Origin of the sequence: Streptococcus sp. NLAE-zl-C503, assembly GCF_900104285.1 — a bacterium.
Classification (GTDB): domain Bacteria; phylum Bacillota; class Bacilli; order Lactobacillales; family Streptococcaceae; genus Streptococcus.
The window spans coordinates 136618-149973 of record NZ_FNJT01000003.1; the positions used below are offsets into that span (position 1 = coordinate 136618).

At 42.9% G+C, this 13356-nt stretch carries 15 protein-coding genes and 1 riboswitch; of the genes, 10 read left to right on the forward strand and 5 right to left on the reverse strand.

All coding sequences use genetic code 11. The features are described 5' to 3' along the window. Positions 1-74 precede the first annotated feature (74 nt). From BLS46_RS06840 to BLS46_RS06850, 3 genes are all read left to right on the forward strand, one after another. Entirely contained in the window at positions 75-308 is a 234-nt protein-coding gene (locus tag BLS46_RS06840) for a YqgQ family protein (RefSeq protein ID WP_044135604.1), read from the forward strand. Next, positions 305-685 carry a rhodanese-like domain-containing protein gene (locus tag BLS46_RS06845; protein ID WP_049485369.1) on the forward strand — a complete coding sequence of 127 codons (381 nt, stop codon included), beginning with the start codon at positions 305-307 and terminating at the stop codon, positions 683-685. Before BLS46_RS06840 ends, BLS46_RS06845 begins: the two co-directional genes overlap by 4 nt. A gap of 86 nt (positions 686-771) precedes the next feature. Next, positions 772-1005: a hypothetical protein gene (locus tag BLS46_RS06850; protein WP_001088140.1), complete on the forward strand. Its 234-nt coding sequence runs from the start codon at positions 772-774 to the stop codon at positions 1003-1005. A gap of 40 nt (positions 1006-1045) precedes the next feature. Here the strand turns inward: BLS46_RS06850 and BLS46_RS06855 are convergent, their stop codons facing one another. After that, the gene (locus BLS46_RS06855; RefSeq protein ID WP_093586517.1) at positions 1046-1771 is read right to left on the reverse strand and encodes a 16S rRNA pseudouridine(516) synthase; all 726 of its coding nucleotides are present in this window, start codon (positions 1769-1771) and stop codon (positions 1046-1048) included. A 158-nt stretch (positions 1772-1929) separates the two neighbouring features. Here BLS46_RS06855 and typA point away from each other — a divergent pair, with 158 nt between their 5' ends. Then, positions 1930-3771 (forward strand): translational GTPase TypA, encoded by a 1842-nt coding sequence (gene typA, locus BLS46_RS06860; RefSeq protein WP_093586519.1) that lies wholly within the window; start codon positions 1930-1932, stop codon positions 3769-3771. Positions 3772-3790: 19 nt separating this feature from the next. Then, complete coding sequence (locus tag BLS46_RS06865; RefSeq protein WP_000262658.1) at positions 3791-4045, forward strand: DUF3165 family protein; 255 nt, start codon at positions 3791-3793, stop codon at positions 4043-4045. A gap of 321 nt (positions 4046-4366) precedes the next feature. Here the strand turns inward: BLS46_RS06865 and BLS46_RS06870 are convergent, their stop codons facing one another. The 4 genes from BLS46_RS06870 to BLS46_RS06885 form a co-directional block, all read right to left on the reverse strand. Then, positions 4367-5629 carry a nucleobase:cation symporter-2 family protein gene (locus BLS46_RS06870; RefSeq protein ID WP_093586521.1) on the reverse strand — a complete coding sequence of 421 codons (1263 nt, stop codon included), beginning with the start codon at positions 5627-5629 and terminating at the stop codon, positions 4367-4369. After that, positions 5629-6210, reverse strand: a complete 582-nt coding sequence (locus BLS46_RS06875; RefSeq protein ID WP_093586523.1) for a xanthine phosphoribosyltransferase — start codon at positions 6208-6210, stop codon at positions 5629-5631. Before BLS46_RS06875 ends, BLS46_RS06870 begins: the two co-directional genes overlap by 1 nt. Before the next feature lie 125 nt (positions 6211-6335). Then, a riboswitch (purine riboswitch) is annotated at positions 6336-6431 on the reverse strand. 140 nt (positions 6432-6571) lie between these two features. Then, the gene (locus BLS46_RS06880) at positions 6572-6958 is read right to left on the reverse strand and encodes a bleomycin resistance protein (RefSeq protein ID WP_093586524.1); all 387 of its coding nucleotides are present in this window, start codon (positions 6956-6958) and stop codon (positions 6572-6574) included. 13 nt (positions 6959-6971) lie between these two features. After that, a complete protein-coding gene (locus BLS46_RS06885) occupies positions 6972-7799 on the reverse strand; it encodes an exodeoxyribonuclease III (RefSeq protein WP_093586653.1) in 828 nt (275 codons plus the stop codon). A 133-nt stretch (positions 7800-7932) separates the two neighbouring features. On the opposite strand from BLS46_RS06885, the gene BLS46_RS06890 reads away from it, so the two are divergent. From BLS46_RS06890 to BLS46_RS06910, 5 genes are all read left to right on the forward strand, one after another. After that, complete coding sequence (locus BLS46_RS06890; protein ID WP_033606256.1) at positions 7933-8388, forward strand: DUF3290 family protein; 456 nt, start codon at positions 7933-7935, stop codon at positions 8386-8388. Then, the gene (locus BLS46_RS06895; protein WP_000174452.1) at positions 8385-9020 is read left to right on the forward strand and encodes a DUF421 domain-containing protein; all 636 of its coding nucleotides are present in this window, start codon (positions 8385-8387) and stop codon (positions 9018-9020) included. The genes BLS46_RS06890 and BLS46_RS06895 overlap by 4 nt, the downstream gene beginning before the upstream one ends. Positions 9021-9074: 54 nt before the next feature. Next, complete coding sequence (locus BLS46_RS06900) at positions 9075-10820, forward strand: ABC transporter ATP-binding protein (protein ID WP_093586526.1); 1746 nt, start codon at positions 9075-9077, stop codon at positions 10818-10820. Next, complete coding sequence (locus BLS46_RS06905) at positions 10810-12552, forward strand: ABC transporter ATP-binding protein (RefSeq protein ID WP_093586528.1); 1743 nt, start codon at positions 10810-10812, stop codon at positions 12550-12552. Before BLS46_RS06900 ends, BLS46_RS06905 begins: the two co-directional genes overlap by 11 nt. 103 nt (positions 12553-12655) lie before the next feature. Next, positions 12656-13348, forward strand: a complete 693-nt coding sequence (locus BLS46_RS06910) for a sugar transferase (protein ID WP_093586530.1) — start codon at positions 12656-12658, stop codon at positions 13346-13348. Positions 13349-13356: the final 8 nt, after the last annotated feature.

Below are 13356 nucleotides of genomic sequence, written 5' to 3' on the forward strand. Positions count from 1 at the left end.
ATGGGCAATGAAGACGAAGAAAATAGGGGGAAAGAACCGGTCCAGTATTGAAAAAAAGTCTAAAATCTGTTAGAATGGAAGCTATGAAAACATTCTATGATGTGCAGCAATTTCTCAAACAATTTGGCATTATTGTTTACATGGGGAAGCGTTTGTATGATATTGAACTGATGAAGCTCGAACTCTCTCGGATTTATGATGCAGGTCTCATGGACAAGCTAGATTACCTAGAAGCGGAAGCTGTTCTTCGTAGAGAGCACAAGATAGAATTAGACTACATAGAGAAAAATGGAGATAAGAACTTATGACAATTTGGGTTTTGTGGGGAATCGTACTAGCGATGGCGGCATGGATGGGGTATAACTACCTTCGTATTCGTCGTGCGGCTAAGATAGTGGATAATGCAGAATTTGAAGCCTTGATTCGAAAAGGGCAATTGATTGATGTCCGTGAACCAGCAGAATTTCACAGAAAACATATCCTCGGAGCTCGCAATATTCCTTCAAATCAGTTGAAGTCAAGCCTTGCAGCCCTTCGCAAGGATAAACCTGTCCTTCTCTACGAAAATCAACGTGGACAACGAGTGACCAATGCAGCACTTTATTTGAAAAAACAAGGTTTCTCTGAGATTTATATTCTTTCTTATGGACTAGATTCTTGGAAAGGGAAAGTGAAGACGAGTTAACATTCTATTAAAATCTGTCGAATGGTAGATAAAGCTAGTATCTTAAGGTATCATCATTTATATTAAATTTAAGGAGATTTTGTAATATGAATTCACAACAAAAGAAAAAACCTTCACTTATTTTAGGTATCTTATCTATCGTCCTTGGTTTGCTTTCTCCAATAGTGGGTCTGATTTTGGGGATCATAGGATTGGTCTTGGCTTTTTCATACCAAAAAGAATCTGGACTAAACTATCAAACAGAAAAAATTCTGAATATCATAGGACTTGTAGTTTCTGTTCTTAACTGGATTCTAGCCGTCGCAGTATTTTTTAGATAAGCAAAAAACAAAAAGCTTTAAACATAAAGCTTTTTTTGTTTTATCGCCCCATCTCTAAATAGTTTTTTATGATTTCCAATTCCTCTGGATTCAAGGGACGGTATTGCCCTTCTGCAAGTTCTGAATCTAACGTAAAATCACCGAACTGAACTCGTTTGAGAGAGGTCACCTTGACACCAACTGAGAGGAACATTTTTTTAACCTGATGAAATTTGCCTTCTGAGATGGTGATGGAGGCACGGCTCTCTGTTGGGCTTGCGGACAGAATATCTAGTTTTGCAGGTTTACAAGTGGTCCCATCTAAAAAGACAATCCCCTCTTTGAAGTACTGAATATGGTCTGGTGTGAGCAGTCCGTTGACCACCACTTGATAGGATTTATCGACATGGTACTGGGGATGAAGGAGTTGAAAACCAAGAGGTCCATTGTCTGTCAAAAGCAGTAGTCCCGTCGTATCGCGGTCTAGTCTGCCGACAGCATAGAGTTGGTCAGACTGGATGTCCGGAGGAAGGAGGTCCATGACGGTTGGAAGTTTCTTATCCTTGCTAGCTGTAACGACTCCGTTTGGCTTATGAAGCATGAGGTAGTTGTGCTCGTAGCCTTGGATTTGTCGTCCTTGAAAGACTAATTTCTGTAATCCAGTGTCGACATTTTGAGCCAGGGAGCGAGCTGGACAATCGTCGATTAGGATTTCTTTTTTTAATAGAGCCTGTTTCATAGCCTTGCGACTGACCTTTTCTTGGGCTAATAATCTATCTAAACGCATACCAGCTTATCTTATCATAAGTCTCTGACTTTGAAAAGAGTTGCCTTGACTAGAAAAGCAGAGTGAAAACATTTACACTTAGCTGAACTGTGATTTTTGAATGAGACTGTGGTATAATTGTTCAGTTAGAAATAAAAATTTAAATATTAGAGGAAATCATGACAAAATTAAGAGAAGATATCCGTAACATTGCGATTATCGCCCACGTTGACCACGGTAAAACAACCCTCGTTGATGAATTATTGAAGCAGTCTGAAACTCTTGATGCACGTACTGAATTGGCAGAGCGTGCTATGGACTCAAACGATATCGAAAAAGAGCGTGGAATTACTATCCTTGCGAAAAATACAGCCGTAGCCTACAACGGAACTCGTATCAATATAATGGACACACCAGGACACGCGGACTTCGGTGGAGAAGTTGAGCGTATCATGAAAATGGTTGATGGTGTTGTCTTGGTCGTAGATGCCTACGAAGGAACAATGCCACAGACTCGTTTCGTATTGAAAAAAGCCTTGGAACAAGACCTTGTCCCAATCGTGGTTGTCAACAAAATCGATAAACCATCAGCTCGTCCAGCAGAAGTAGTAGACGAAGTATTGGAGCTCTTCATTGAGCTTGGTGCAGACGATGACCAGCTTGATTTCCCAGTGGTGTATGCTTCAGCTATCAACGGGACTTCTTCATTGTCAGATGATCCAGCTGATCAAGAAAAAACAATGGCGCCAATCTTTGACACCATCATCGACCATATCCCAGCTCCAGTGGACAACTCAGATGAACCGTTACAGTTCCAAGTCTCACTTTTGGACTACAATGACTTCGTTGGTCGTATCGGTATCGGTCGTGTCTTCCGTGGTACTGTTAAGGTTGGGGACCAAGTTACCCTTTCTAAACTAGATGGTACAACGAAGAACTTCCGTGTCACAAAACTCTTCGGTTTCTTTGGTTTGGAACGTCGTGAAATCCAAGAAGCCAAAGCAGGTGACTTGATTGCCGTATCCGGTATGGAAGATATCTTTGTTGGTGAAACTATTACTCCGACAGATGCCATTGAAGCTCTTCCAATCCTACACATCGATGAGCCAACTCTTCAAATGACTTTCTTGGTCAACAACTCACCATTTGCTGGTAAAGAAGGTAAATGGGTGACTTCTCGTAAGGTGGAAGAACGTTTACAGGCTGAATTGCAAACAGACGTTTCCCTTCGTGTTGACCCAACTGATTCACCAGATAAATGGACTGTTTCAGGACGTGGAGAATTGCACTTATCAATCCTTATCGAAACAATGCGCCGTGAGGGATATGAACTTCAAGTATCTCGTCCAGAAGTTATCGTAAAAGAAATCGATGGTGTGAAATGTGAGCCATTTGAACGTGTTCAAATCGATACTCCAGAAGAATACCAAGGATCTGTTATCCAAAGCCTCTCTGAACGTAAGGGTGAAATGTTGGATATGATTTCAACTGGTAATGGTCAAACTCGTTTGGTCTTCCTTGTTCCAGCGCGTGGTTTGATCGGATACTCAACTGAGTTCTTGTCAATGACTCGTGGTTACGGTATCATGAACCATACCTTCGACCAATACTTGCCATTGATTCCAGGTGAAATTGGGGGACGTCATCGTGGTGCCCTTGTTTCCATCGATGCTGGTAAGGCAACAACATACTCAATCATGTCTATCGAAGAACGTGGAACCATCTTTGTCAACCCAGGTACTGAGGTTTACGAAGGAATGATTATCGGTGAAAACTCTCGTGAAAACGATTTGACCGTTAACATCACTAAGGCCAAACAAATGACCAACGTTCGTTCTGCAACCAAGGACCAAACAGCGGTTATCAAGACACCTCGTATCTTGACGCTTGAAGAGTCTCTTGAGTTCTTGAATGACGATGAGTACATGGAAGTAACGCCTGAGTCTATCCGTTTGCGTAAACAAATCCTCAACAAGGCAGAGCGTGAGAAAGCCAACAAAAAGAAAAAATCAGCTGAGTAACAGCTAGAAAGAGATAAAGATGGTCTATTTAATCATAGGGATACTCTTATTACTACTCTATGTATTTGCGACACCCCAAAGTATCAAAGGAACAGTCAACATCGTTATCTTGGTCTTTTTAGTTGTTGCACTCTTGATTTTGCTGATGTTGTCCATCTTGCAAATCTTCCAGTTACCAACAGAATTCTTTGTCACAATCGCCATGCTGGCTCTAGCCTACTTTAGCTTGAGAGATATTACGCTCATGCCTGTAAAAAAGGGTAAAAGAAGATAATAGAAGAGGCTGGGTAATGACTCAATTTGAGGAGAAAATCTAGCAAATTTTTCCCTGATAAAACGCATAATATTAAGGTTTTTGAATGCCTGATATTATGCGTTTTTATGATTTTTAAAACTTTTTGAGCGACCTATTAGAAAGTGGATACTCTTACAATTATTTTGGAAATAATTTAATTTCTGATTTAACGAATATTTTCTCAGAAGGGCTATTATTCCAACTTTTTTAAGGGTAGTCTCATTTTGGACCGAAAGAAAAAGATTGAAAAATCGTCCAAAATGAACTTTTCTTCAATCTGGAGGCTCACACCTCTTTTTCTTATTTCTTTTTCCGATTTAATACGGCATTGAGTACAATGGCAAGTAGGCTGGCTACGACGATTCCGTTTGAGAAGAACATTTGGAAGGCTGTTGGCATGCTGACAAAGAGATTGCTATTGTTGAGTCCAACACCTGCAGCGATTGAAACAGCTGCGATAAGGAAGTTATGTTCATTATTAGCAAAGTCAACGCGGGCGAGGATTTGCATCCCTTGAAGGGAAACAAAGCCAAACATAACCAGCATGGCACCACCAAGGACAGGACTCGGAATGATTTGGGCGAGGGCACCAAACTTAGGAAGGAGTCCAAGGAGGACTAGGAAACCAGCTGCGTAGTAGATTGGCAGACGGGTTTTGATACCTGACAATTTGACCAAGCCAACGTTTTGTGAAAATCCTGTGTAAGGGAAGGTGTTAAAGATTCCTCCGAGAAGTACGGCCAAACCTTCTGCTCGGTAACCGTTGCGAAGGCGCGTGCTGTCGATTGGGTCATTGGTAATATCTGACAAGGCTAGGTAAACACCAGTCGACTCCACCATGGAAACCGTTGCGATGATACACATCATGACGATAGAAGAGATTTCAAAGGTTGGCATCCCAAAGTAGAGGGGAGTTGGGACATGGACTAGTGGTGCTACCGCAACAGGAGAGAAATCAACCAAGCCCATAGTAGCAGCAATGGCGGTTCCGACAACCAGACCAATCAAAATGGAGATAGACTTGATAAATCCTTTGGTAAAGATGTTGATCAAGAGGATGATCAGAACAGTGATGGCTGCAAGCAAGAGACTTTGACCAGTTGGCTCTGGGACGTTATTTCCCATATTTCCAATAGCGACAGGAATCAGGGTTAATCCAATCGTGGTAATGACAGATCCTGTAACGATAGATGGGAAGAGATTGGCAACTTTTGAGAAAATGCCTGAAATCAGAACCACATAAATCCCTGAAACGATAAGGGCACCAAACATGGCTCCGCTACCGTGACTCTGCCCAATCATAATCAAAGGAGCAACTGACTGGAAGGCAACTCCAAGAACGACTGGTAGTCCAACACCAAAGTGTTTGTTGAGTTGGAGTTGGAGGAAGGTGGCCACCCCACACATGAAGATATCTGTTGAAATCAGGTAGGTCAACTGCTCAGCTGAATAGCCAAGAGCTGTCGCAATCATAATAGGAACTAGGATAGAGCCTGAGTACATGGCTAGTAAGTGCTGTAAGCCAAGAACGGCTGCTTGCGAGTGTTTTTCTTGTTTTTGCATTAGAGATCTGCCTCCTTAAATACGACCTGACCGTTTTCAAAACGTTCCAAACGAGCGAGTGATAGAACTGGATAGCCAGCTTTCTCGAGCAAATCACGACCATCCTGGAAGGATTTTTCGATAACAATACCGATGGCTTCGACTTTGGCTCCAGCCTGTTCGATGATTTGGATCAAGCCTTTGGCAGCTTGTCCATTTGCTAGGAAATCATCGATAATCAAGACCTTGTCCTCAGGTGAGAGGAATTTTCCAGCGATGGAAACCGTGCTGGTCACCTGTTTGGTAAAGGAGTAAACTTCAGCAGTTAAGATGCCTTCGTTCATGGTGATGTTTTTAGCTTTCTTTGCGAAAATCATGGGAACGTCTAAGGCTTCAGCTGTAAAAACAGCTGGGGCGATACCTGAAGCTTCAATCGTTACAACTTTGGTAATGCCAGCAGAAGCGAATTTTTCCGCAAATACCTTACCAATCTCTCGCATCAAGCTAAAGTCAACTTGGTGGGTTAAAAAGGAATCCACCTTGAGGATGTTGTCACCCAAGATGTGCCCATCCTGAAGGATGCGCTCTTCTAATAATTTCATAAGACCTCCTAAAGTCTAAACTCTTTTGTGTTTTTCTATCGCCTTTATCATCTCAAAAAGGGCTAGAAAAAAGGACCTACTTAATCCCCTAAGTAAGTCCCCAAAATAGGCATGGCCAACACCATACCTTCAGCTGACATACTCATTGTTAGGTGTTCCGGCACCTTGTAGAAACGTCGTGCCAATTCACGACATAAACAAGTAAAATGGTACTATTATCAAACGCAATAGCGTTAATGTCATTATTTTACACTAAATAGCTTTAGAAATCAAATATTTTGTTAGTAAATAGATCATAAAAGCGAACGAATAAAAGGTTGCAACACTAGAAAATATTGTAGCCTTTTATTCTTTTATTCTTCTATTCGCTAAATCTTAAAAAATAACCATCTGGATCCAAGACTGCAAATTCGTGAGGATAGATATAGTGATCTCCAACACGAAATTTTCTTTTGGTCAGCGGACGATAAATAGGATAGTCAGCTTCCAGCAGTTTTTGGTGGAGCTGAGGGACATCTTCAATGCCAAAGGAAATATTGACACCTTTTCCAAAAGGGTAGGTAAGGTTAGCCAGCTCCTCGGGGGTTCCTTCCTCTAGCATTAGCTGACACTCTTCAAGAGAAAGAAAGAGAAAGTTTTCTTCTGGACGCTCGTATTCGATCCTAAAACCGAGCAAATCGCAGTAGAAGGAACGAGACTGTTCGATATTCGATACAACAAACTCGGGAATAACTGCATTGTAGTTCATGAAGACAACCCCCTTAAAGTTCAATTTCCAATACAATCGGTGTATGGTCTTGACGAGCTCCTGAGTCAATCATGTCTGACTTGGTTACCTTGTCAGCGACGCGGTTACTGGTGAGCCAGTAGTCGATTCTCCAGCCTGTATTGTTGATTTTAGAAGTCTTGCTGCGTTGTGCCCACCAAGTATAACGTTCTGGGACATCGCCGTGAAGATGACGGAAGGTGTCGGTAAATCCAGTTGCCAAGAGGTTGGTAAATCCAGCACGTTCCTCGTCGGTAAATCCAGGTGAACGGCGGTTGCTGGCAGGATTTGCAAGGTCAATTTCATTGTGGGCTACATTGTAGTCACCGGTCGCAAGGACTGGTTTTTCTTTGTCTAGTTCAGCCAAGTACTCCGCATATTTGACATCCCAGACTTGGCGTTCTTCCAAACGTTTGAGGCCGTCGCCAGCGTTTGGAGTGTAAACTTGGGTCACGAAAAATTCATCAAATTCTAGAGTGATGATGCGACCTTCTAAGTCCATGGTAGAAGGGGCACCGATTTCTGGAAAAGTGACAGTGGGTGTGAGTTCTTTCTTATAAAGGAACATGGTTCCAGCATAGCCTTTGCGGGCAGGTTCTTGAGAAGAACGCCACGTGTTTTCGTAGTTTGGAAAGAGTTCAGCTAAAATTTCCAAGTGTTTTTTAGTAGGACCCTTGGCAGAAAGCTTGGTTTCTTGGATAGCGATGATATCAGCATTTTCAGCGACCAAGGTTTGTAGTACTTCTTGGGACAATTTGGCACGAGTTGAGTCACTAGTTAGGGCAGCATTGAGGGAATCAATATTCCATGAGATGAGTTTCATAAAGTTACCTTTTTCATTCAGATTATAGATTTTATTATACCAAAAAAAGGTCCATTTCCCCAACGTATGGCTTGAAAAATCACTCTCTTTCGTTTATAATTAAGAATGATTTTATGAAAGGGAGTGAAAATAAATGAAATTTTACTCATATGACTATGTCCTCAGCCAAATTGGTCAGCAAAATGGCATCATGATTGGCTTTGGGATTGTGCTCCTAGCTATCACAGGATTTTTTGCTTTTAAAGCCTATCGAGATAAAAAGGGGACTAAGTTTCGGGAATTGGTCATGATTTTGGCCTTGACCTTGGTAGCCATGCTTTTGGTAACAATCTCAAAATACCAGACCAATCAAGCCTCTAACAACCAATTTCAAACTTCCCTTCATTTCATAGAGGTTGTTTCCAAAGACTTGGGAGTGGATAAATCAGAAGTTTATGTCAATACTTCTGCAGCCACTGATGGAGCACTTATCAAGGTAGGTTCAAATTTCTATCGTGCCATGAACGGGAGCCAACCAGACAAGTATCTTTTAGAGAAATTAGAATTGCATCAAACAGACGCTATTGAATTGGTGGAGGTAAACAAATGACACTCAATTATATGGAAATTTTAATCAAACTGGCCTTGGGTCTTTTCTCTCTTGTTTTTGTTATTAATGTGACAGGAAAGGGGAATCTAGCACCTAACTCTGCTACAGACCAAATTCAGAACTATGTTCTTGGTGGTATCATCGGTGGGGTGATTTACAATAGTTCAATCAGCATTCTGCAGTACGCAGTGATTTTGATGATGTGGACGATTTTGGTCTTGACCCTCAAGTGGCTCAATAACAATGTTCGTTTTGTCAAACGCTTGATTGATGGAAAACCAACTCTCCTTATCAAAAATGGGCAGATTGACCCAGAAGCCTGTCGTTCAGTTGGTTTGTCTGCAGCAGAAGTTGCTCTCAAACTTCGTAGCCAAGGAATTTTCCAGATGAAACAGGTCAAACGAGCTGTGCATGAGCAAAATGGCCAACTCATCGTGGTCCAAATGGGAGATGAAAATCCTAAGTATCCAGTTGTGACTGACGGTGTGATCCAAGTCGATGTTTTGGAATATATTGACCGTAGCGAAGAGTGGTTGCTTGATAATCTCAGCAAACAAGGGCATGACAATGTGGCCAATATCTTTATCGCTGAGTATGACAAGGGTGCCGTCTCAGTCGTAACTTATGAATAAGAAAAACCTGGGGTATCTGCCTCAGGTTTCCATTTGCAATCAGAAAGGGAGTTTATGTCCATTATTCAAAAACTCTGGTGGTTTTTCAAGTTAGAAAAACGCCGTTATCTAGTCGGGATTGTGGCCTTGGTCTTGGTTTCTGTCCTCAATCTCATTCCCCCCATGGTCATGGGACGGGTCATTGATGCCATCACTGGGGGACAATTAACCCAGCAGGACCTCCTTCTTAATCTATTTTATCTGATGCTTGCAGCCTTTGGGATGTATTATCTGCGCTATGTTTGGCGCATGTATATCCTTGGGACTTCCTACCGTCTGGGGCAAATCATGCGTTCACGCTTATTTGAACACTTTACCAAGATGTCGCCAGCCTTTTATCAGACCTATCGAACGGGAGATCTGATGGCACACGCCACCAATGATATCAACGCCTTGACTCGTCTCGCAGGTGGTGGTGTCATGTCTGCGGTCGATGCCTCTATCACGGCTCTGGTGACTTTACTGACTATGCTTTTTAGCATTTCATGGCAAATGACTCTGGTTGCCATTTTGCCCCTGCCTTTCATGGCTTATGCGACCAGTCGTTTAGGGAGAAAGACCCACAAGGCCTTTGGCGAATCGCAAGCTGCTTTCTCTGAACTCAATAACAAGGTGCAGGAGTCTGTATCAGGTATAAAAGTGACCAAGTCTTTCGGTTATCAGGCGGATGAGTTGAAGTCCTTTCAGACAGTTAATGAATTGACCTTTCAAAAGAACCTGCAAACCATGAAATACGATAGCCTCTTTGATCCCATGGTTCTCTTGTTTGTTGGTTCGTCCTATGTTTTAACTCTTTTGGTCGGTTCCTTGATGGTTCAGGAGGGGCAGATTACGGTTGGAAATCTGGTTACCTTTATCAGCTACTTGGATATGTTGGTTTGGCCTCTTATGGCTATTGGTTTCCTCTTTAATATTACCCAGCGAGGGAAAGTGTCCTATCAGCGGATTGAGGATCTTTTGTCTCAGGAATCACCTGTACAAGACCCCGAGTTCCCTCTGGACAGTATTGAAAATGGGCGCTTGGAGTATGCCGTTGAAAGCTTTGCCTTTGAAGATGAAGAAACGCTGACGGATATTCACTTTAGCTTGGAAAAAGGGCAAACCCTTGGCTTGGTCGGACAGACAGGCTCTGGGAAAACGTCCTTGATTAAGCTCCTCTTGCGTGAATACGATGTGGATAAGGGAGCCATTTACCTAAACGGTCACGATATTCGGGACTATCGTCTGACAGACCTTCGCAGCCTTATGGGCTATGTTCCTCAGGACCAGTTCCTCTTTGCGACTTCGATCTTAGACAATATCCGCTTTGGCAATCCTAATTTGCCCCTTTCAACGGTCGAGGAAGCGACTAAGCTAGCCCAAGTTTACCAAGATATTATAGTCATGCCTCAGGGATTTGATACACTAATCGGTGAAAAAGGAGTTAGTTTATCTGGTGGGCAAAAGCAACGTCTGGCCATGAGTCGGGCTATGATTTTAGACCCTGATATCTTGATTCTAGATGATTCCTTGTCAGCTGTGGATGCCAAGACAGAGTATGCGATTATCGACAACCTCAAGGAGACGCGAAAGGACAAGACAACCATTATTACGGCTCATCGCCTCAGTGCAGTAGTCCATGCAGATTTGATTTTAGTCCTGCAAAATGGACAGATTATCGAACGGGGCACGCACGATGAGCTGCTAGCTCTGGATGGCTGGTATGCCCAAACCTACCAGTCTCAGCAGTTGGAAATGAAAGGAGAAGAAGATGCAGAATAAACAAGAACAATGGGCTGTGTTAAAACGCCTACTGTCCTATCTCAAGCCTTATGGTCTTCTGACCTTTTTGGCATTAAGTTTTCTCCTCGCGACTACGGTCATTAAAAGTGTCATTCCCCTTGTAGCTTCGCACTTTATCGACCAGTATCTCAGCAATCTTAACCAACTTGCCGTGACCGTTTTGCTGGCCTACTATGGTCTTTATCTCCTACAAACTCTAGTTCAGTATGTCGGCAATCTTCTCTTTGCGAGAGTGTCCTACAGCATTGTTAGGGATATTCGTCGGGATGCCTTTGCCAATATGGAAAAACTGGGCATGTCTTATTTTGACAAGACTCCAGCAGGTTCCATCGTCTCTCGTTTGACAAATGATACCGAGACCATCAGTGATATGTTTTCGGGGATTTTATCCAGCTTTATTTCAGCAGTTTTTATCTTTCTGACAACTCTGTATACCATGTTGGTACTGGATTTTCGTTTGACAGCATTAGTCTTGCTCTTTCTTCCCTTGATTTTCCTTTTGGTCAATCTCTATCGGAAAAAATCAGTGAAAATTATCGAGAAAACCAGAAGTCTCTTGTCGGATATCAATAGTAAGCTGGCAGAGAATATCGAGGGAATCAGGATTATCCAGGCCTTTAATCAAGAGAAGCGCCTGCAGGCAGAATTTGATGAAATCAACCAAGAACACTTGGTCTATGCCAACCGTTCTGTGGCCTTGGATGCCCTCTTTTTGAGACCTGCCATGAGTTTACTGAAACTGCTAGGATATGCCGTCTTGATGGCCTACTTTGGCTACCGTGGGCTTTATCTGGGAATAACAGCAGGAACCATGTATGCCTTTATCCAGTACATCAATCGGCTCTTTGACCCCTTGATTGAGGTGACGCAAAACTTTTCAACCCTGCAAACGTCTATGGTTTCTGCAGGGCGTGTATTTGCCTTGATTGACGAGACGAACTATGAGCCTCTTCAAAACGATGGGCAAGCCAAAGTTCAAGAAGGCAATATCCGTTTTGAACATGTGTGTTTCTCATATGATGGCAAACACCAGATCCTAGATGATATTTCTTTTTCTGTTAACAAGGGTGAGACCATTGCCTTTGTCGGTCATACAGGTTCGGGGAAATCTTCGATTATCAATGTCCTCATGCGCTTTTACGAATTTCAGTCAGGGCGAGTTCTCTTAGATGATATGGATATTAGAGACTACAGTCAGGAAGAGCTGAGGAAGAACATCGGTCTGGTCTTGCAGGATCCCTTCCTCTATCATGGGACTATCAAGTCCAATATCGCCATGTACCAAGATATCAGTGATGATCAAGTAAAGGACGCAGCTACCTTTGTAGATGCAGATTCCTTTATTCAGGATCTTCCTCTGGGCTATGATGCTCCTGTTTCCGAGCGTGGTTCGAGCTTTTCTACTGGACAGCGCCAGCTTCTTGCCTTTGCTAGAACAGTCGCCAGTCAGCCTAAAATCCTGATTTTGGATGAAGCGACAGCCAATATTGACTCTGAAACAGAAAGCTTGGTTCAAGATTCTCTGGCTAAAATGAGGCAGGGGCGGACGACCATTGCCATCGCTCATCGCCTTTCTACCATTCAAGACGCCAACTGCATTTATGTCTTGGACAAGGGGCGCATCATCGAGAGTGGAACCCATGAGGAACTCTTGACCTTGGGAGGAATCTATCACAAGATGTATAGTTTGCAGGCTGGGGCCATGTCCTAATAAGAATTCCTCCAAATTACAGCTTTCTTGCACCGCCTTTTCCATTTTGTGGTATAATGAAAAATGTTGACAAATAGTATAATAAAAACAAAGGAGAAACAGCATGCTGAAATGGGAAGACTTGCCCGTGGAAATGAAATCAAGCGAGGTTGAGTCTTACTACCAGCTTGTCTCTAAAAGGAAGGGTTCGCTGATTTTCAAGCGTTGTCTGGACTGGGTTCTGGCCTTGGTTTTACTGATTTTGACTTCCCCAATCTTTCTCATCTTGAGCATTTGGATCAAGTTGGATAGCAAGGGACCTGTCATTTACAAGCAAGAGCGCGTGACCCAGTACAATCGTCCGTTCAAGATTTGGAAGTTCCGTACCATGGTAACGGATGCGGATAAAAAAGGAAGTCTAGTGACTTCAGCTAATGATAGTCGCATTACCAAAGTGGGAAATTTCATCCGCCGTGTGCGCTTGGACGAACTGCCTCAGCTGGTCAATGTCCTTAAAGGCGAGATGTCCTTTGTAGGCACAAGACCTGAGGTGCCACGTTACACCGAGCAGTATAGTCCTGAAATGATGGCGACCTTGCTCTTGCCAGCAGGGATTACCTCTCCAGCTAGCATCAACTACAAGGATGAGGATACGATCATCAGTCAAATGACGGAGAAAGGTCTATCAGTTGACCAGGCCTATGTCGAACATGTCCTCCCTGAAAAGATGCGCTATAACCTCGCCTATCTCCGAGAGTTTAGTTTCCTTGGAGACATCAAAATCATGTTTCAAACCGTGTTTGAGGTACTAAAATAAAGTAGTCA

Excerpts from the sequence above, each read along its gene's own strand:
- BLS46_RS06840 (WP_044135604.1), top strand. The coding sequence starts at position 75 with ATGGAAGCTATGAAAACATTCTATGATGTGCAGCAATTTCTCAAACAA.
- BLS46_RS06845 (WP_049485369.1), top strand. The coding sequence starts at position 305 with ATGACAATTTGGGTTTTGTGGGGAATCGTACTAGCGATGGCGGCATGG.
- BLS46_RS06850 (WP_001088140.1), top strand. The coding sequence starts at position 772 with ATGAATTCACAACAAAAGAAAAAACCTTCACTTATTTTAGGTATCTTA.
- BLS46_RS06855 (WP_093586517.1), bottom strand. The coding sequence starts at position 1,771 with ATGCGTTTAGATAGATTATTAGCCCAAGAAAAGGTCAGTCGCAAGGCT.
- typA (WP_093586519.1), top strand. The coding sequence starts at position 1,930 with ATGACAAAATTAAGAGAAGATATCCGTAACATTGCGATTATCGCCCAC.
- BLS46_RS06865 (WP_000262658.1), top strand. The coding sequence starts at position 3,791 with ATGGTCTATTTAATCATAGGGATACTCTTATTACTACTCTATGTATTT.
- BLS46_RS06870 (WP_093586521.1), bottom strand. The coding sequence starts at position 5,629 with ATGCAAAAACAAGAAAAACACTCGCAAGCAGCCGTTCTTGGCTTACAG.
- BLS46_RS06875 (WP_093586523.1), bottom strand. The coding sequence starts at position 6,210 with ATGAAATTATTAGAAGAGCGCATCCTTCAGGATGGGCACATCTTGGGT.
- BLS46_RS06880 (WP_093586524.1), bottom strand. The coding sequence starts at position 6,958 with ATGAACTACAATGCAGTTATTCCCGAGTTTGTTGTATCGAATATCGAA.
- BLS46_RS06885 (WP_093586653.1), bottom strand. The coding sequence starts at position 7,799 with ATGAAACTCATCTCATGGAATATTGATTCCCTCAATGCTGCCCTAACT.
- BLS46_RS06890 (WP_033606256.1), top strand. The coding sequence starts at position 7,933 with ATGAAATTTTACTCATATGACTATGTCCTCAGCCAAATTGGTCAGCAA.
- BLS46_RS06895 (WP_000174452.1), top strand. The coding sequence starts at position 8,385 with ATGACACTCAATTATATGGAAATTTTAATCAAACTGGCCTTGGGTCTT.
- BLS46_RS06900 (WP_093586526.1), top strand. The coding sequence starts at position 9,075 with ATGTCCATTATTCAAAAACTCTGGTGGTTTTTCAAGTTAGAAAAACGC.
- BLS46_RS06905 (WP_093586528.1), top strand. The coding sequence starts at position 10,810 with ATGCAGAATAAACAAGAACAATGGGCTGTGTTAAAACGCCTACTGTCC.
- BLS46_RS06910 (WP_093586530.1), top strand. The coding sequence starts at position 12,656 with ATGCTGAAATGGGAAGACTTGCCCGTGGAAATGAAATCAAGCGAGGTT.